Origin of the sequence: Microcoleus sp. SVA1B4, assembly GCF_036700545.1 — a bacterium.
In the GTDB taxonomy this organism is placed as follows: domain Bacteria; phylum Cyanobacteriota; class Cyanobacteriia; order Cyanobacteriales; family Microcoleaceae; genus Microcoleus.
The window spans coordinates 1-19,880 of sequence record NZ_JAUBPB010000097.1; the positions used below are offsets into that span (position 1 = coordinate 1).

A 19,880-nucleotide genomic window follows, 5' to 3' on the forward strand; every position below is an offset into this window, starting at 1 on the left:
TTGTGGCTATTGAGTTATGTGAGACGACTTGTTTGTCTGCCTTATTTTTTAAGAAAAGATGTCAAATGGGTTCTATACCGACCCGACACCTGAGAGTTTGCCACAAATACTGCATTACTGCATCCGTCGGGGGTATTTCTTAATGCGGCGGGTGAACGGGGTCAAAGAGAAAGAAAAGGCGATCGCATCCGAGGTGAGGGATAATCGGTTCAGGGACTCTAAAAATAAATAATGTTGGAAAGTTCATCGAAAAACATCGCTCGAATGATGGTTCGCGATCGCCTGCAGACGAGAATACCGACTGCAAGTAGACCCGGACGAAGACCAATATTTCACTGCCAAACTCCTGTACCGCAACACCGCAATTGGTATGCTTCAATGCGTTTTGTATCCGCCCGATAAATTGGTGATAGGCGATATCTTGATTCGCGACGATGTAATTCACACTCCAGAACACTTAGGGGCAGCTCTTTTGAGGCTGCTAGTTGAACCCAAATCAATCGATTACCGTCGCAGGGGGCTGGGAACTCACAGTAGTGCAGTTTGCGATAAAGAAAGCTCGTCAGCGGGGAATTAGGCGAATCTGCGGTTCTCTAACTCAAGAAAACATCAACAACAATCCGAACCTTGTCAAATGGTACAAGAAGCATGGATTTGAAATACGGACGCCTTCACAGGAGAACATCGAAAATGCAGTTTGTGGAATTTCTTTTAATTTAGAACAGAAATTAAATTAATTACGTCTTGCGATCGCATATACCTGTTGTTGCACCAGTTCGTACATCAAAGATATCACTTTTTTTGCACGGCATGAAAAACTTTTACTTTGTAATACAATTGTGGAATCTATACCCTCGATCTCCATTGCATCATGCCGCCAATACCAACAGTCACAGTTAAGTCAGGATACAAGCCACAATCAATCGATACCAGCATTGAGGCTGACGTGTTGATGTTTCAGCTATTGCGGCAGTTAACGCCCCAACAAAAAGTACAACGGACTTGCGCTTTCAATCAAGCGGTGCGAAGGCTGGCAATATCTGGAATAAAGAACCAGTATCCCAATGCTACTGAGGCAAAAGTTCGGCAAGAATTTATTAAAAGGTGCTTGGGTGCTGAGTGGATAGAAGTTTTATCAGACAGTAAAGATTGGGGTGAACTCGTGATTGCAGATCCGATCGAATTAGCGCAAAAAATAGCCAGCATCTTGCTACCGCTGAATATTCCCTATGTGGTGGGAGGTTCGGTGGCAAGTTCGCTGTTGGGAGAAAACAGATCTACGCAAGATTTGGACTTAGTGATTGACCTGGAATCGCGAACAGCACAGAGGTTAATTGATGCCATGTCAGGTGAGTTTTACATCAGCGATTCGGCTGTGACTGAAGCGATTACCAAGTCAAAAGCAGCACCCCGCGAATCATCTTTCAATGTCATCTATTTACCTTCTATGGAGAAAGCAGACATTTTTGTGATGGGCAGCAACGACCCTTTTTCCGCTTCGGTGATGAGCCGCCGCCAACTTCATCCTGTTAGCGGCTTACAAGAAGAGGGAATTTACATCTACTCGCCCGAAGATATCGTCCTGCAAAAACTCAGTTGGTACAAACTAATTCCTGGCGGTTCTCAAAAACAGTGGAGAGATGTGTTGGGAGTTTTGAAGGTGCAAGGGGAACGACTCGATCTCGCTTACTTAAACCAGTGGGCTGTTACACTCAAAGTAACAGATTTGCTTTCTGGAGCGCTGCTTCAATCAGGATATTAACAGTCGGCCATTGAGAAGGAAACTTTCACAACCAACAGCTTGCTATTACTAAGAAAATTCACAAGTGAATTTAAGCAACTTTCGTAAATTGAAAAAGCTCGAAAAAGCTATAGCGATAACCAGGCTAGCGAGGAAGCGGATGCCGCACAGCGGGCTGCAAAAGCACAACAGCGTCGAAAAGCGTTAGCTTTCCGATGATTCTGCTTTCTTACTGCACAAAAAGAAAGTCACTCTCACTCAGCGGTGGGACGGGCTGTACGGAATAATCGATTGCCAAATCTAGAGCCGCCTCCTGATAAACCTGTTCCAAAATCTCAGCTAAATTCACAACAGGTTCTTCATCTGGTGGCTGCAAAGGAAACAAGAATTGGGGAATCGATTCGGTGACATTAAACGGGTAAAGTTCAGCTTCAGGACGGAGATTAGCGCGACTGACTAGAATCCGGTAGTCCGTGAGAATCCCTTCTGTCATTGGCATAAAGTTTCCCGTTCTCAGCAGATCGATTTCAACCAAATGAGTAGCACTGTTGAGAACTTTTTGTCGCTTGGTTAGGTATTTGTCTCGACCTTCACCCACTTTTTTATTCTTGGGTGAAAGAACTTCTACAACCGTTACCACCTTCCCAGTCTTGACCTCCCGAATCTCTAGATAGCGTTCTGTGATTTCTTCAGTCAGGGGCAATGTTACTCGAATTGGTTTAGTTAAAACCCCAGTTGTTACACGATTCGGGGCTCTCGATGTTTCAGGGTTTTGTTGAAAAACCGAGGCATCTGGAATACCGACCAGTAGAGAATCCATGTAAACCCGTTTCTCTACAGCAGCTCGGTACTTGGGTATGAGTGAGGGATTAAGCGATCGGGCCAACTCGATAATCAGCCAGGAGTGAACTTCTGACCACAAAGTAGGATTTTCAAGATAAGGATTCATTCCTGGAAAATGCAGTTTCATAGGAATATTTCTGTTCTGTACAAAACTCATTATGACATAATTGTTGATTGGCTGCACTAATAACTCTTACATACTTAGAGTTTTGTCGATAAAACAATCCCACATTTCTCAAATTTACAGAACTTTGAAAATATCAATTATAATTACAAATTCTGTTGCTGAATAAATTTTAGAATTTCTCACAATCCTACAACAATAACAGTTCGCTAGCTTGTCGATAGCAATATGAATACCGATGTTCGCTTTAAATTAAACGGTATTGAAGTAGGAATAGATACAACGGTCACTAATATCAATTATGAATATCAATATAAATCAAACATTCCGATCGCTAATGCTGGAATTTATACCGTAGAAGTTGAGGATATTTCACCGCCTCCTATTACGGTGCGATCGACTGCTTCTCTTCAATTTCAGGTTAAGTTACTTGTCCCAAAAATCACTTTATCTCAAGCCAACACTTCACTCCAGCCCTATGTGACTGTTGTTACTGCAACTATTACCAATCGACCACCAAATTCTGCCGTTCAGTTCTCAATGGATGGAAACCTTCTTAAGCTTGATAGCGTAAGTCCTTATAAATGAGGCGGTGGGGACTCAGCCGTTTCAACCGGCACGACTGAGGCATCATTACTCCTCGCCGAGCGCATAATTGGCGATCGCAACCATCACCCACAGGAATTGGTGAAGCTATCGCGCCGGCTGAGAATCAACACCGATACACTCACAGCTTTCCCCAAGCCCTAAATCGCATCTGGTAATTCGCGTTCCACAAACCGCAAGCGCGGATATCGGTAAACTGCAACTGTTACCCCTATAGCTAGAATTTCCATCGTAATAAATAGCAAGCCAATACCGCGACCCGGCCCCACGCCAATGATTTGACCGATGCTTCCAGCTAATAAACCATCAGTCGCCATTAGAGGTTCAAAGATTCGTTCGGCTAGAGGGCCAGCCACAACATAGGCGAGGGGGATGCACGAGAAACAAATCATATTAATTGTGGCAAAGACTCGGCCTTGAATATCGGGAGCCACTTTTCGGAGTAAGATGGCATCGCACCAGCCATTGATGAAAGGTAAGCTGAAGAAAAACAAGAAGAAAGCCAGAGCAAAAAGGGCGGCATCGGCGCATAATCCCAATGCTAAAATGCACAGTTGACTGAGAAAGGCAAAACCAAATACGCCACGAATTAAAGTTCTGGGACCTCCCCAAATACTCATAACTACACTACCCAGCAGCATCCCCGCACCGCCGATGGATTGAATAGTTCCGAGAACGGTGACAGAAGTAAAGGAAAGTACCAATGGCGTGAATAAAACCTCCACCATTCCTAGAACAAAGTTATTGAGGGCGAATATAATTAGCAGTGCTAAAAGCCCGGGGCGAACAAAAATATAAGTACAGCCTTCAACTGCCTCGCGCCAGAGAGACGCTTTTCCATCAACTGGAACGGCAGCAGTTTTAGCGTCAGGAAAGCGAACGAACAATAGGGTGGTGAGGGCAAACAGGAAGGTGGCAAAATCAATTAAAATAACACCTTCAAGTTGAATAATTCCTAGCAAAACTCCTGCCAACAGCGGTGAAATTAGCTGGGCGCACGCTTCTGCTGATTGAACCATTCCACTCGCACGAGGGAGAAATTCTTTCGGTACTAATGAAGAGGTCGAAGCTGTGTAAGCGGGCAACTGAAACGCTTTGCAGACAGAACTGAGGCTGACGGCGAGGTAGATGTGCCAAATTTCAAGGTTTCCGGTGGTGAGTAATAGAGCCATCGCCACCGTAGTTATCCCGGCGCCGGAATCTGACAGAATCATGCACCAGCGTCGGTTCCATCGGTCAACTAAGGCACCCGCTACCGGGGAAATCAGGATACTGGGCAGCATAGCCGATAGCAAAATCAGAGAGAATTGGGTCACTGAACCTGTACGCTGATACACCCACACTCCCAGAGCAAAGCTCGTCAGACCCGACCCGATGAGGGATACCAGTTGTCCAAACCAGACAAGAAGAAAAACGCGCATTTGACGGAATGCAATAAATTTTGTCATTTGGCAGCTTCTCGATTTTTTTCTTGAAAGCCCTCAAACGCAGCAATCTTCATTTGTGGTGACTCAGCCAGCTTTTGCAGAATTTCCTGGTAGCAGTTAAACATCTGCTCGATAGTTTCGCTGCCAAACAAATCTGTGCTGTAAAAAACATAAATTTCCATACTTTTAGATTCCTCTGAAGATGAAGAAATATAAAGTTCTAGGGGAATTTCCTCATCCCACAGTTGGTCTTTGTCCGAACCTAATGCAATTTCAGATACAAACCTCCCGTCAGAACCCTCTACAGGAGGAACTATTGTAACGCTCGCTGAAAGGGTCAGTTTTCTTTGGCTTTTGACAGCTTCAATGACTTGTTGTAAAGGAATCTCCTTGTTGGCTATCGCTTCATTGAGACTTTGTTTAACCTGCTCTAAAAAAGCGGCTCCTGTTTGTTCGTCGTCAATTTGCGATCGTAATATCACATCATTGATAAAGCAACCGAGCATCTTTTCAATTTCTGGAGTGCTGCGATTGCCAATGGTCGCCACTATCATAATTTCGCTTTGCCCGCTCCATTTGAACAAGAGAAGCTTCAGCGCTGCAATGATGATGGTAGAGATAGTAACACTTTGAGACCGGCTGAGGTCTTCGAGGGATGCGACAAAATTTTCTCTCAAGACTAGAGAGTAAGAAGAGGCGCGACCGCTGTTAGGATTGGGCTTTAGTTCTCGCTCCGGCAGATATTCTTGCGTTTGTAAAGGAGCAGCCAGTTTTTGCAGCCAATAATTAAGCTGCCGAGCCAAGGCTTCTTCATTAAACCGCTGCCGCTGCCAGAGAGTAAAGTCAGCGTACTGCAACGGCATTTCAGGAAGGGGTGAAGGTAAACTTTTTGAGAAAGCTGTATAAAGTGTTTCTAACTCTTCCACAAAGAGACCAACAGACCAGCCATCCGTAATGATATGGTGCATCGGCATTAGTAGCCAATGCTCTTCTGAAGACAACCGCACCAAGGTGGTCTTAATCAACGGGCCATTAGCTAGGTCAAAGTGGTAGTTCATCTGTCGTTGAGAAAAATGAAGAGCTTCAGTTTCTCGCTTTGCCAAAGGTATGTTTTGTAAGTCCACTATCTTTAAGGGTAGAATCAATTCTGGGGCGATCGCCTGCACGGGTTGACCGTCCACCACAGGAAAAGTAGTCCGCAAGCTTTCGTGGCGGCGGATAATTTCGTTGATGCTTTTTTCCAATGCTTCTGAAGAAACTTTGAAAGTCAACCGTAAAGCAACACCACTGTTGCAGCTACAACTGTGAGGATTTAATTGCTGAACGTGCCAGATATACTCTTGCTGGATAGAAAGTGGCAGATGTCCTTTTCTCGTTGTAGGGACAAGAGGTAGGAAGCTCTGGGATGCAATGCTATAGTCCGATAGTTCTTGTAGTGTCGTAGTATACTCAGTTTCTAGTATCTTGCACAGGGAAGCGATGGTAGGTGCTTCAAATAAATGGCGTAGGGGAAGTTCGATCGCAAAAGCTTGCCCCATGCGAGAGATAATTTGAGCTGCCAGTAGGGAGTGCCCACCCAATTCAAAGAAGTTATCGTTGATACTAACTCTTTTTAATCCCAGGACTTCAGCCCAGATAGCAGCCATTTTTGCTTCAGTCGGAGTGCCAGGACCGACAAATTGGTCTTCCTGTTCGTTGTGAAAGTTATCTGGTGCGGGTAAGGCGCGACGGTCTATTTTGCCGTTGGGTGTCAGCGGCAGCGCTTTCATCAGCACAAACGCGGTCGGTATCATGTAATCAGGTAGCTTTTGTTTCAGGTAGTGGCGCAGGTTGCGAGTTACAGTGCGCTGCAAAGTTTTCCACAAGTCTTGAGAGTCCAACTGATAATCTACGCTTTGCTCGATTTGAGCCTGTTCGCTGGGTGTAAGATGAAAGCGAATCCCAGCCTGTGGTAGACGTGACCAAACTACTATCCCAGAAAGCCAGCGCGGTTCGCTCTCTCCGGGTAGTTGCATCTGCACGCGGACGCTCTTACCTCGCTCGATAGCTGGCACCCCCACCAAACCAACGCCGCCAGTGGAGATATCCTGTGTGTGGATTGTGATGGCGTTACCGTTTAGTTCTAGTTGGCATTCACTGTGATAAGGGACACGTTCTGGAATAAGGTTAGAGACTAGATAAGCTACGAGGCGCTTGTTTCCAGGGGCATCTTCTCGGTCAATGACTGTCACTGAGCGCACGTTTGGATGTTTTGCCAGTACAGCCTCAATTTCTCCGAGTTCGATGCGGAATCCGCGAATCTTCACTTGGTCATCTATCCGACCTAAGTATTCGATATTGCCATCGCTCAGGTAGCGAGCCAAATCGCCAGTTTTGTAGACACTTTCACCCGGTTGATTACTAAAGGGATTGCGAATGAACCGCTCATCGGTCAAATCGGGACGGTTGAGGTATCCTCGTGCTAAACCAGCGCCACCGATGTGCAACTCACCAGGAACGCCAATGGGTAAAGGCTGCCTGTTCCCATCTAAAATGTAGGTCTTGACATTACCAAGGGGACGACCGATCGGCAACTCCTTCAATGTCGTGTCCGCTACCGATAAATCATATATCGTTGCTCCCACAGTAGCTTCTGTCGGGCCGTAATTATTCACCAGACGCACTCGCTCTCCCACACACTCAAGCCAAGTTTTCAGTCGTTCGGGCAGTGCTTTTTCTCCGCCAATGATTATTAAGCGCAATGATGGGGGTAATGCCACCGTTTTTTGACTCAATAAAGCAGTCAGTTCGTGCCAGTAGGCTGTTGGCAAAGCCATTACAGTGATTTCCCAATTCTTGCACTTTTGCAAAAATCCCTCAATGGAGTCCAGCATGGAATCAGTACGCAAGACAAGCGTGGCACCCGATGTCAAACTGGTATAGATTTCTTCAGCGCTAACATCAAAACTAATTGAGGAGAATTGGAGAATCCGATCGCACTTCTCTATCTCATACTCAATATTGACGGCAGTGGTATAGTTTACCAAAGATCGATGCTGGATAGTAACTCCCTTTGGTTTTCCAGTAGAGCCAGATGTATAAATAACATAGGCTAAGTTCTCGGCATTTACGCCGCAGGCAGTGTTTTCTTCGCTGTGTTGGGCGATCGCCTCCCATTGTGTATCCAGGCAGACTATCTGTGCTTCATGCTGGGTCAGTCTGTCAATTAATCGTTGTTGAGTCAGCAACACTGGTGCAGCCGAGTCTTCTAGCATGAAAACCAACCGCTCAGACGGGTATGCGGCATCGAGTGGAACGTATGCGCCCCCAGCTTTGAGAATCCCCAGAAGTCCTACTATCATCTCCAGAGAACGCTCGACACAGATGGCAACCAGTGTTTCTGGTTTTACCCCCAGTGCTTGTAAATGGTGTGCTAATTGGTTAGCTTTGGCATTTAGTTCTCGGTAGGTTAGCTGCTCCTCTTTAAAGATTACTGCTACTGCATCTGGTGTTTGTTCTACCTGCACTTCAAATAATTGATGAATACATAGATTCTGAGGATAGTCTTGTTGAGTTTGATTCCACTCCACTAATAACTTGGATTGTTCAATTGCTGTCAAAATTGGTAAATCTGATAGCCTTTGTTCTGGATTGGCTACAATACCTGCCAATAGCGTTTGCCAATGCTCTATCATTCGAGCAATGGTTGTGGTATCAAAGAGGTCTGTACTATATTCAAAAGCTCCTGTTAATCCCTGCTTGGTTTTCTGTAAAGATAAGCTTAAATCCAATTTAGACGTATCATTGCTTCCTGGTTCAGATATGTTAAGTTTTAAATCTTTGAGAGTAATGTCAGACGTTGATTCATGCTCCAGATCGAAACTTATTTGAAACAAGGGCGAGTAGCTTAAGTGACGCTCTGGGTGTAGTGCTTCTACTAACTTATCAAACGGTAAGTCTTGATGATCGTAAGCTTCTAAAACAACTTGTCTAACTTGTTGTAATAAATGAAGAAAGGTAGGGTTTTCTGATAAATCTGTACGCAGCACTAAATTATTAACAAAAAATCCAATCATTCCTTGAAGTTGAGGGTACTGACGATTAGCAACGCTCGAACCAACAACAATATCGGGGTGATTAGTGTAGCGATAAAGTAATATTTTAAATGCTGTGAGGAGCAACATAAAGAGCGTGACCCCCTGCTGCTGACTCAAATTTACGAGTGCTTCACTGATATCTTGCTCAAGGGTAAAAACTTGAGTTTCTCCGCGAAAAGATTGTACAGCAGGTCGGGGACGGTCGGTTGGCAATTCTAACAGCGCTGGCATCCCTGCTAGTTTTTGCTGCCAGTAAGCGAGTTGAGACTGTAAAACTTCTCCCTGTAACCACTGCTGTTGCCACACAGCAAAGTCTACATACTGAAGATGGATTTCAGGCAGAGTTGGTGCATGATGCTCAACTAAAGCTGAGTAAATTGCGGTTAACTCTTGAACAAAGATATTGACAGACCAACCATCAAAGATAATGTGGTGGACTGTTAGCAGTAGAACATTTTCTGTTGGAGTAAGCTGAACTAACTGTGCTCGGAGTAGAGGCTCTTGGGCGAGATTAAACACATACATTACTGACTGAGAAGCTAATTTCTCATATTCAATCTCTCGTTCACTTGCTGGCAGAGGACGAAAATCCACGACTGGCAGCGTAAAATCTCTAGTGACAGCGATCGCCTGAACGGGTTCTCCATCTACAGCAATAAAGTTAGTGCGTAAAATTTCATGGCGATTGATGAGTAATTGCAAGCTTGACTCTAAAGCCGTAATATTGAGTTGACCGCTAAAATGCAAGCCAAGAGGAATATTATAGAAGGCGCTGTTCGGCTGCAATTGGTTTAGAAACCAAAGACGCTGTTGGGCAAAAGAAAGAGGGAAAGTGTTGTTTTCGGTTCGGGATATAGGAGCGAGCGTACTGGCATTCTTCTGATTATTGGCTTGGTGCAAAAAGGAGATTATCTCTGCTTTACGCCCATTAATTTCTGACTTGAGAGCAGGGGTGAGAGTACCTTCAGGAGCGTTGCAACGCAGGCGATCGCCTTCCATAAATAGGTTGATATCCAGCTTGCGTAGATTATTAATAAACTCAATTGTATTTATCAAAATTCCACCTCTTCTCGGTTATTAATAGTTGTGTTGCTCGTCGTTTCGATATTTTGAGTTGCCCAAGTAATTGCTTCAATGTAGCTAGAAATATCCGCTACAGTTGGAGCTTCAAACAATTTCGATAAAGGCAGATTTAGTCCAAAGGTATGACTCACTTTTGAGAGTAGTTGAGTCGCCAGTAAAGAATGCCCACCTGATTCAAAAAAGTTGTCATTTATACTCACTTTCTCTACTCCCAAAACCTTAGCCCAGATGGACGCTAGTAATTCTTCTGTAGGAGTGCGAGGAGCTACAAAATCTGCTTTTTGAATCAAACTATTGAGATCGGGTGCTGGCAATGATTTGCGGTCTACTTTGCCATTCGGTGTTAGTGGTAGTGCCTCCAGCACAACAAAAGCACCCGGCACCATGTAATTGGGCAGTTTTTGTTTGAGGAAGTCGCGCAGGTCAGTAATTGTGGGTGATCCTTCCTGTTGTGCAACAACATAAGCCACTAATTGCTTATCACCTGCAACGAAATCTTTGGCGATAACCGTAGTCTCTCTTACACCGGGATGCTGGTTCAATATTGCTTCAATTTCGCCTAATTCTATGCGGAAGCCTCGAATTTTTACTTGGTTGTCGATACGACCGAGGTATTCGATGTTGCCGTCTGGAAGGTAGCGAGCCAAATCCCCTGTTTTGTAAAGCCGCGAACCCAGTTCATGGCTGAAAGGGTTGGGAATAAATTTCTCTTGGGTCAACTCAGGACGGTTGAGGTAGCCTCGTGCTAACCCTAAACCAGCAATGTGAAGTTCTCCGGAAACCCCGATGGGAACGGGTTGTTTATGGCGATCGAGAATATAGATTTGGATGTTGGCGAGCGGTCGTCCAATTGAGGGCAGTCCTGTACCTTTAAAGCATTGTGAAATAGTAGCACAGACAGTAGATTCAGTTGGGCCGTAGAGATTAAAAAAACGCCGTCCTTTTGCCCATCGCTCAACCAAAAAAGAAGGACACTCCTCTCCTCCTACGACAATATTCTGTAAAGCGGGTAACTCGTCATCCGGCAAAGCCGCAAGCACAGATGGCACAAGGTTAGCATGGGTAATTTTTTGCTCTTGCAATAGCTGAAGCAATGCTGGTCCCGGTTGCAATTCTTCCTGCGTTCCAAGATATAAGTGCCCCCCCGTACAAAGAGCCATAATAATTTCCCATATAGAAGCGTCAAAACTAATGGAAGCAAACTGGAGAACCCGGCTATCTGGCTGGACATCAAATAGCTTGATTTGTGTTTGAACTAGATTGCACAATCCTCGATGAGCAACTTTAACCCCTTTGGGCTTTCCGGTTGAGCCAGAGGTGTAAATCACATAAGCCAAGTTCTCCGGTGTCAAGTCAGTGATGGGAAGAAGCCCACTTACAGTAGAGATTTCTTGCCAATCAGAATCTAAGCAAACTACCCATGCTTGATGTTCTGGTAAAGAGGCGGCCAGTTGTTTCTGAGTCAATAGAACTGGCAGTCGTGAATCATCGAGCATATAAGCGATGCGATCTGTTGGATAGGCGGGGTCTATAGGGACATAAGCACCACCTGCTTTGAGGATGCCTAAAAGTCCTACTATCATGTCGAAGGAACGCTCGACGCAGATGCCCACCAGAACTTCTGGCCCAACTCCCAAGCTTTGCAGGTAGTGAGCTAATTTGTTGGCGCGTCGGTTTAATTCCCCATATGTGAGTTGTTCCCCTTTAAATACCAGTGCCACCGCATCAGGTGTTAGAGCCACCTGCTCTTCAAATAACTGATGGATACACTTATCCTGGGGATAGTCAATCGTTGTATTATTCCCCTCAATTAATAGCTGGTAGCGCTCTCGTTGTGTCAGTAGGGGCAATTCTGAAATTGGTTGAATAGGATTGACTGCGATCGCTTCCAGTAAAGTTTGGAAATGTCCGGCTATCCGAGCAATAGTGACCTCATTAAACAGGTCAGCATTGTATTCCCATACTCCTACCAATCCATCAACAGTATTCTCCATTGATAGGGTCAAATCAAACTTGGCTGTGCCGATTTCTACTGAATATGAGCTTGCCGTTAAATCAGGTAGTTCCACAAAAGGCACTAAAGCGTTGTCTAGAGCAAACATCACCTGAAACAAAGGCGTGTAGCTTAAGTCTCGCGTTGGTTGTAATGCTTCTACCAACTGCTCAAAGGGTAGATATTGATTAGCGTAAGCTTGCAGCGCGACTTCCCGGACTCGATTGAGTAACTGCTCAAAAGTGGGGTTATCGCTGAGGTCAGTACGCAACACTAAGGTGTTGACAAAAAAGCCGATTAGTCGTTCGATTTCCTGTCGGTTGCGACCAGCTACAGGCGTCCCCACTACGATGTCATCTTGCCCTGAGTATCGGTATAGCAATGTTTGAAACGCTGCCAAAAGCGTCATAAACATAGTGACTCCCGCTCGCTTACTCAACGTGGTAAGTTCCGCGCTCAATTCCTGGGGAAGAACTGCATGGTAATATCCTCCCCGGAAGGTTTGAACAGGCGGTCGCGGTCGGTCTGTGGGCAATTCTAATAAATTCGGAGCGTTCTTGAGTTGTTCCTTCCAGTAGTCAAGCTGGGTTTCTAGTATTTCTCCAGTTAGCCACTGCCGCTGCCAAAGGGCAAAGTCGGCATATTGTACTGGTAACTCTGGTAAAACTGGAGGCTTTCCTGTACAGAAAGCTTGGTAAAGTTCTGTTAGTTCTCTTATAAATACGCCCAGCGACCAACCATCAGAAATAATGTGGTGCATGGTGAGCAGCAAGAGGTACTCTGTTTCACCTAGCTGTAGCACCGTACCTCGGAGTAAAGGCTCTTGCTCCAGGTTAAAAGGTCGATTCGCTTCAACCGTAGCTAATCGTTTCGCTTTAATTTCTCGTTGGCTCTCAGAGAGGTGCAACAAGTTCACAACTTCTAGTTGAAAATTAAGAGTTGAGGCAATAACTTGAACGGGTTGATCTCCTACTATTGCAAAGTTGGTGCGTAACGCTTCATGCCGCTGGATAATTGCATTGATGCTACTCTGTAGCGCCGCTATATTGAGCTGACCGAAAAGACGTAACGCCAGCGGGATGTTGTAGAATGCACTGTATGGCTGTAATCGATCGAGGAACCACAACCTCGTTTGAGCGAAAGATAATGGGATGGACTCTGACCTTGGAATTGGTAGAAGAGGCAGAGCTTCTACAGATTTTCCGTTTTTGAGCGCTATCTCAACCCGCGAAGCTAATTCGGCAATCGTGGGAGCTTCAAACAAACTGCGTAATGGTAATTCGACGGACATCGTATCGCACACCCTCGATATAACTTGAGTCGCTAGTAAGGAATGTCCACCGAGTTCAAAGAAATTATCGTGAACGCCCACTTGCTCAATACCTAGGACACAAGCCCAGATACTAGCTAGTATCTCCTCGATAGGAGTGCGAGGGGAGACAAAAGTGAGTTCCAAGTCTGGTCGTAATTCGGGTGAGGGTAGGGCGCGACGGTCTACTTTACCAGTTGGGGTTAGGGGTAGGTTATCCAGCATAACGAATGCTGCTGGTATCATGTAGTCTGGAAGTTTCTGTTTGAGGAAATGACGCAGGTCGCTAATGTTGGGCGTTACTTCTGTTGGGAGGGAAATATAAGCTACTATTTGTTTGTTGCCTGTGTTATTTTCGGTGGCGATGACTACTGCTTCTTTGACTAACGGATGTTGAGAGATAGCCGTTTCAATTTCGCCTAATTCAATGCGAAAACCGCGAATTTTCACCTGATTGTCAATGCGACCGATAAATTCAATGTTGCCGTCTGGTAAATAACGAGCCAAATCGCCAGTTTTGTAGAGACGTTCACCCGGTTCATTGCTAAAGGGGTTGGGGATGAACCGCTCATCGGTCAAATCGGGACGGTTGAGGTATCCTCGTGCTAAACCAGCGCCACCGATGTGCAACTCACCAGGAATACCAATGGGTACAGGCTGTCTGTTCCCATCTAGAATGTAGGTTTGGACATTACCAAGGGGACGACCGATCGGCAACTCCTTCAATGTCGTGTCCGCTACTGATAAATCATATATCGTTGCCCCCACAGTAGCTTCTGTCGGGCCGTAATTATTCACCAGACGAACTCGCTGTTCCACACACCCAAGCCAAGTTTTCAGTCGTTCGGGCAGTGCTTTTTCTCCGCCAATGATTATTAAGCGCAATGATGGGGGTAATACCACCGTTTTTTGACTCAAGAAAGCGGTCAGTTCGTACCAGTAGGCTGTCGGCAAAGCCATGACAGTGATTTCCCAATTCTTGCACTTTTGCAAAAATCCCTCAATGGAGTCCAGCATCGTATCGGTACGCAATACAAGTGTGGCACCAGAAGTTAGGCTGGTATAAATTTCTTCGGCACTGACATCAAAACTAATAGAGGAGAATTGTAAAATGCGATCGTACTGGTCTATTTCATATTCAGCACTCGCAACCGTTGTGTAATTGACTAGCGATTCATGTTGGATTAAAACGCCTTTGGGTTTTCCTGTAGACCCTGATGTGTAGATAACATAAGCCAAGTTTTTTGGCTTCACTGCGATGGAAGGGTTTTCTTTGCTGTGAACAGCAATTTTTTGCCACTCAGAGTCCAAGCAGACAACACACGCAGAGTGTTGGGGAAGTTTCTCCAGTAGTTTCTCTTGGCTAAGCAGAACTGGAACCGACGAATCTTCTAGCATGAAAGCCAAGCGCTCAGACGGATAGTTCGGGTCGAGCGGAACGTAAGCACCGCCAGCTTTGAGGATGCCCAACAAACCGATTATCATTTCCAGAGAACGTTCTACACAAATCCCTACCAGCACTTCTGGCCGCACGCCCAGCGATCGCAGGTAATGTGCCAGTTGATTGGCTTTTACATTCAACTCTCGATAGGTGAGTTGTTTTTCTTCAAACACCACTGCTATGGCATCGGGTGTTCGTTCCACCTGTTCTTCAAACAACTGATGGATACACTTATCCTGCGGATACTCAGCCCAAGTGTTGTTCCACTCCACTAATAATTGGTGACGCTCGGCTGGTGTCAGTAGAGGCAATTCTGAAATCCGCTGTTCTGGATTGAGTGCGATCGCCTCCAGTAAAGTCTGGTAATGTTCCGCCATTCGAGTGATAGTTGCCCCATCAAACAGATCCGTGTTGTATTGCCAGCCAGCCAGGAGAACTTCTCCCATCTCCATCATCATCACATCCAGGTCAAAACTTGCCCCCCGTTGATGGCCGAGTGGATATGGCTCCATCTTCAAGCCTAGCCCTGTTTCTGGCTCGCACCAACGTTGCTTTTGCCAAGTGAAGCTGACTTGAAACAGTGGAGAACGACTGGGATCTCGTTGAGGCTGAAGTTTCTCTACTAAAAGTGGAAATGGATAATCCTGATGCTTTTGGGCTTCTTTGACTTGAGTGCTTACCTGAACTAAGAAATCTTTGAATGTAAGGCTGTCCCTTATTATTGTTCGCAAAACGGTAGGGCTAGCAAAGTAGCCGACAATTTCTTTAAACTCTTCTCTACTCCACCGACCAGCCATTGGGCTTCCTACGAGGATATCTTCTTGATGTGTGTAGCGGTAAAGCAACACAAAAAAAGCAGCCAACATAATCCTGTAAAGACTTGTTTCAGTAGATTTAGCTATCTCTCGCAGTCCTTGAATTAATTGTTCATTTAGCTCGAAAAGATGCGTTTCTCCCCGATAGGTCTGGATTGGTTGACGGGGGCGATCTGTCGGCAAATTCAGGATTGGCAAATCGCCTGATAGTTGCTTTTGCCAGTATTCCCAATGTTTTTCTGCCTTTGAACCCGATAGCATTTCGGACTGCCAACGTACAAAATTGGCATAGGGCCGATTTTTAGGAAGAGAATCTTCTACTTGCTGATGGCTAAGTTGTTCCGTTTCGGCTGCATACCAGAGTTGCAGCTCAGTAAAAAGTAAATCATAAGACCACAAATCGGTGGCAATGTGGTGCATAGTCAGCAAGAAAATGTGTTCTCGTTCTGACCGCGTAAATAAAGTTACGCGCCATGCTGGTTCTTTTTCTAAATTGAAAACACGGTCTGTTTCTACTAAAATGTTCTGTTTTAATTTATCTTCCGTCCACTGAAAAGCATCTATTTCTTGTGCCGGAAGTTTTATCTTCTGATGAACAACTTGAAATGGTTGTCCTTGGTTGGTCGTATAAGTAGTTCGGAGAATCGGATGACGACTTACAATCTTTTTCCAAGCACGACGCCAAGCTTTAATATCTAATCTTGAGTAAATGAGCGCGGTATTAAAAGTATTATATGCCACGCTTTCTGGAGCCATCTGGTAGAGAAACCATAAAGCTTGCTGTCCGTAAGAAAGAGGAGAAAAGGAGGTGGTCTCTCCCGTGTTAGTATCTGGAAATTTTCTATTTACAATTGACAGGCTTTGGTCATCTTTCTCAAACTCTTGTGAAATAATTATTTCTACACTCATCTCAGATTTTGAATTTTTATGGGGTTTTTTCATTACTTTACATTGGGACTGGTACTGCTACATTATAAGGCGCTTACAAAGGGCTACCAGGAAGATCCGGGAAGTTCTTTTTTTAATAAAACCAAACTTTATCCAATGCTCAAAGCCGTTGGCAATCATGCCAAAAAATACAGCTTATACCACCTCGGATTTTCTTGCGGATAGATGCTTTCGTTGTAGTTAATAATGGTCATAATCCTGGTCATTAAATAATTTGTGTGGTCAATTGGCAGGGGTCTGATCAATACTCATTTCAGTTCCAATCACAGCCAATTTGGGAACGTTGCTATTGTTGGATAATTTTGTTAAGCAATAGGTGAATTATGCTATTGCTGTTGTGTTCGTAGATCACTCGCTTTGACTTGGAAGACAGCTAACTGCACCCACTGTCCTCCCAAATCATTCGGTACCTTTCAAAAAGTTGGCTCAGTACGAAATTTATTGCCGGACGTTGCTATTGCACCCTACGTCCGCTCTTGAATGCCTTGATTACACTAAGAATCTGATTTTGTGAGCCCCTACCCCCTATAGATTCAATTTAATCTTTTTGCCAGCTAGACTCATCAGCTTGTTATTTGTCATCTATCTATAGACATACTTAAGATAATTCTTTGGATAGATGCTTGTCAAGGGAAATCAATAAAGTTTGTGTAAAGAAAATGTCATGGGAGGTAAAAATTCAACATTTTGTTGTTTAGACATGAGTAACGTAGAAAAAGGTTGAGAAGAAATGCCCCAATTTACATTCACTTCGAGAGCAAATAGTTCTGGAGATAATTGGTACATCCTTATATCCCTCCATCCATAGGGAATTTACTGATATAAAAATGATGGACGCACTATTCTGTAAATTACGAGCTAAACAATAGCCGTAATTTCACGCTCGACGTGCGAACGCGCACAATCTGAACAATATGGTAGTAATTAAGTAGAAGTCCCTTTTGTAGCGTTAAACCCTGATTATAACTGTATCGTTCAAAAGTTATGAAAGTCTATTAATTGCTTCCACAGGTTGTGAAACGGCATCTTATCTCTATAATACTTCCTCTCCCCTGCCTTTGTAAGTCGGAAAAGTCGGATCGTAAAGTCGGAAAAGTCGGATCTTGCATAATCTATCGAACTCAGGTTCCTACAACTTTAGGGAACTGTGTAGGACTGTTGCAGGACAGCTAGCAAAACCAGACAATGCTATGGCTGCGGTGGTGGGACACCGAGGGCAATTTGCTGCTGACAGGTGCAGAACGAGCCTCTAGAACCCAACAAGCACTTTTTGATAATTCCTCGGCTGTTGGGAATGGGATTGAATGCAGAGCAAGTGGGATAAGCCCTGGGTTTATCAGTAGAGTTCGTCAGGCAGCATTCCCAACCTTGATGCAGCTAAATTTGGCTTTCCCGCACAAGAATTGTGTATTCTCAATCTAGCAAACCTTGCAGTGCATCCAGCTATCGCCGTCACTCCCTAAAAAACCAAGGACTCTCGTGGCCAGGGGGTAAATTTTTACCCGACTGTCAAGCTTTATCAGACAACAACAGTTTAGCCAATTGCAAAGCACGAGTCCGACAACAGCAATGTATGCAACTGTCAAGGCTGGTATAACGGCTGCTGTGTTGCCAGTTTCCTCACACTTGTGAAATTTGATTTTTTATTCAACTTTCGTGTCGCAACTTGACTATTAAATCAATTCAAGTTTTGTTAAAAACGCTAAAAAATAGCTAATTGTTGCGTCAGCTAAAGTCAGGCATTTGCAGTATAAAGTCAGGTATTTGCAGTATAAAGTCAGGTGTTTGCAGGTATTTGCAGGGGGTGCACTTTACCTGTAAATACCTGAAAATATCCTGCAAATGCCTGACTTTTTCGGTCAAATTACTGCTTTTTTGTGCTGTTCGTGCCTTTGCTTGTTGGGACTGGTTATGGCTGTTCTCAATCGGTAGCAAGCAATGGTTTTGTCCGTACAAAGCTTTATTTATTACTTTCAAAGAAAAACAATGCACCCTTATGAATGGGGAATCCTAGAGCGTCGGTACAGTATTAGAAGTTGACAAAAAAAGAGATATATGAATTTACCCGGTCAAGGAATTCAACTCTATGCCCGGTTGAATTGGCGCAACCTTAGAGATTCGAGCAATGACGTGAAGGTTATGGACAACAGCGACTCGACGTAGATCGAAGAGATTTTTTCGTTGTCCAACATACCGAGCACGATCGCCCTGCCAATGACCAATATGCGCTAACGAGTGTTCAACAGTAGTACGCTTTCTCAAATCAAGACGACCAGAGGCAGTAGATTGACGCGCTCGCAACTCTTGCATTAATGCTTCATCGGGATGAATGGATACAGTCCGTCCTTTTTTACTGTTTGTGCAGTTGGCTCTTAAAGGACAAATTGTACATTCACTATGAGGAAAATGCACAATTTTTCCCGGTTCAAATGGGACTTTGACCTGATTGGGACAGCTAATTAAATATTTCTCCCAATCCAGGAAAAAGGAATTTTTATCAAACCGACCCGAATTTCTGACAGGCCAAGCTTTGCAAAATATCTTCAATGTTTCATCCCGCTGTGTAACCCAATGACTGGATAAATAACCCCGGTCAATATGTAACTCAGTCAGGTGAATATTTTGGAATTTCAAGTCCCGTTCTAGGTCAAGGGTAGCAGCAGATTCGGGGGTATTGGCACGAGTCAATGCCACAGCACAAACCACACCACTCTCTAAATCTTTGAGGATGTGGCGTTTATAACCATCTATCTTCTTAGACCTGCTTTTCCTTCCATGCCGCATATCTGGGTCTTCAATAGAAATGCGACGGTCTTTAGCTACTCCTTTGCTTAAACTCGGAACTCCTTGAGAGTCAAAAGTTACATTTTGAGATTCAATTACTCGGGCTACATCCAGAGTCTCTTTGGCGACTTCAAACCCATCACAACCAGACTGGCTTTGCATCCATTTTTCTACGGAATCTAAGCTGTTTAGAATGATTGATAGTGCGTTTTGACGTTCTCCTGGCTCATCCCAGTTTAAGTCTAAGGCTGTTTTTAAGCTGGAACTATTGAGAATTGGTGCACCAGCTAGCTCGGCAATTTCTGCTGACTCCCGCCCCTGTCCAGCAGCTATCACACTCACTGCTTTACGCAAAGCATGACCCAAGAGATTATATGTATCTTCGACTTTACCAGCTCCCCATAACGGGGAAGAATCTAAAGCTGCTTTGAGTTGAGATGAGCCAAACCCACCTTTTTGCTTGGCAATTTCTACGGTGCGGTCAATTAAACGTTGGTCTAATTCTTTTTTAATTAAGCGATTTCTGAATCTAATTAAAGTCGGTTTGCTGAAAGGGGGAGTTTCACAATTAAGGCAATCGAGAACGGGAGCATCCCGGTTTTGCACTTTTGAGCATCAAACGGATATTGATCCGTTAAGGTAGGCGCACCGAAGCTTAAGCATTTGATTAACATTTTTCATCAACCACTG

At 44.6% G+C, this 19,880-nt stretch carries 9 protein-coding genes and 1 pseudogene; 4 read left to right on the plus strand and 6 right to left on the minus strand.

Annotation, left to right across the window (positions count from 1 at the left end; genetic code table 11):
- Window positions 1–139 precede the first annotated feature (139 nt).
- The gene (locus QT987_RS27605) at window positions 140–445 is read right to left on the minus strand and encodes a hypothetical protein (RefSeq protein WP_333246477.1); all 306 of its coding nucleotides are present in this window, start codon (window positions 443–445) and stop codon (window positions 140–142) included.
- Window positions 446–485: 40 nt separating this feature from the next.
- Here QT987_RS27605 and QT987_RS27610 point away from each other — a divergent pair, with 40 nt between their 5' ends.
- Both QT987_RS27610 and QT987_RS27615 read left to right on the plus strand, forming a co-directional pair.
- Window positions 486–737: a hypothetical protein gene (locus QT987_RS27610; RefSeq protein WP_333246479.1), complete on the plus strand. Its 252-nt coding sequence runs from the start codon at window positions 486–488 to the stop codon at window positions 735–737.
- A 134-nt stretch (window positions 738–871) separates the two neighbouring features.
- On the plus strand, window positions 872–1,762 hold the full coding sequence (locus QT987_RS27615) for a hypothetical protein (protein WP_333246481.1): 891 nt from the start codon (window positions 872–874) through the stop codon (window positions 1,760–1,762).
- A 208-nt stretch (window positions 1,763–1,970) separates the two neighbouring features.
- On the opposite strand, the gene QT987_RS27620 is transcribed toward QT987_RS27615, so the two are convergent.
- Window positions 1,971–2,711 carry a DUF4058 family protein gene (locus QT987_RS27620; protein ID WP_333246483.1) on the minus strand — a complete coding sequence of 247 codons (741 nt, stop codon included), beginning with the start codon at window positions 2,709–2,711 and terminating at the stop codon, window positions 1,971–1,973.
- Window positions 2,712–2,936: 225 nt separating this feature from the next.
- Here QT987_RS27620 and QT987_RS27625 point away from each other — a divergent pair, with 225 nt between their 5' ends.
- Window positions 2,937–3,296 (plus strand): hypothetical protein, encoded by a 360-nt coding sequence (locus QT987_RS27625; protein ID WP_333246484.1) that lies wholly within the window; start codon window positions 2,937–2,939, stop codon window positions 3,294–3,296.
- Window positions 3,297–3,454: 158 nt separating this feature from the next.
- On the opposite strand, the gene QT987_RS27630 is transcribed toward QT987_RS27625, so the two are convergent.
- The 3 genes from QT987_RS27630 to QT987_RS27640 are packed head-to-tail and all read right to left on the minus strand — an operon-like array spanning window position 3,455 to window position 16,367.
- Window positions 3,455–4,762, minus strand: coding sequence for an MFS transporter (locus QT987_RS27630; protein ID WP_333246486.1), 1,308 nt, complete (start codon window positions 4,760–4,762; stop codon window positions 3,455–3,457).
- Window positions 4,759–9,873, minus strand: coding sequence for an amino acid adenylation domain-containing protein (locus QT987_RS27635; RefSeq protein ID WP_333246488.1), 5,115 nt, complete (start codon window positions 9,871–9,873; stop codon window positions 4,759–4,761). Before QT987_RS27635 ends, QT987_RS27630 begins: the two co-directional genes overlap by 4 nt.
- The gene (locus tag QT987_RS27640; protein ID WP_333246490.1) at window positions 9,870–16,367 is read right to left on the minus strand and encodes an amino acid adenylation domain-containing protein; all 6,498 of its coding nucleotides are present in this window, start codon (window positions 16,365–16,367) and stop codon (window positions 9,870–9,872) included. Before QT987_RS27640 ends, QT987_RS27635 begins: the two co-directional genes overlap by 4 nt.
- Before the next feature lie 1,212 nt (window positions 16,368–17,579).
- Between QT987_RS27640 and QT987_RS30070 the strand changes: the two are divergent.
- Window positions 17,580–17,730: pseudogene (locus tag QT987_RS30070) on the plus strand (Uma2 family endonuclease); the annotation flags it as partial.
- A gap of 737 nt (window positions 17,731–18,467) precedes the next feature.
- On the opposite strand, the gene QT987_RS27645 reads toward QT987_RS30070, so the two are convergent.
- Window positions 18,468–19,796, minus strand: a complete 1,329-nt coding sequence (locus QT987_RS27645) for a transposase (protein WP_333246492.1) — start codon at window positions 19,794–19,796, stop codon at window positions 18,468–18,470.
- Window positions 19,797–19,880 lie beyond the last annotated feature (84 nt).

Coding starts and splice junctions, on each gene's coding strand:
- QT987_RS27615 (WP_333246481.1), top strand. CDS start 872: ATGCCGCCAATACCAACAGTCACAGTTAAGTCAGGATACAAGCCACAA.
- QT987_RS27620 (WP_333246483.1), bottom strand. CDS start 2,711: ATGAAACTGCATTTTCCAGGAATGAATCCTTATCTTGAAAATCCTACT.
- QT987_RS27625 (WP_333246484.1), top strand. CDS start 2,937: ATGAATACCGATGTTCGCTTTAAATTAAACGGTATTGAAGTAGGAATA.
- QT987_RS27630 (WP_333246486.1), bottom strand. CDS start 4,762: ATGACAAAATTTATTGCATTCCGTCAAATGCGCGTTTTTCTTCTTGTC.
- QT987_RS27640 (WP_333246490.1), bottom strand. CDS start 16,367: ATGAGTGTAGAAATAATTATTTCACAAGAGTTTGAGAAAGATGACCAA.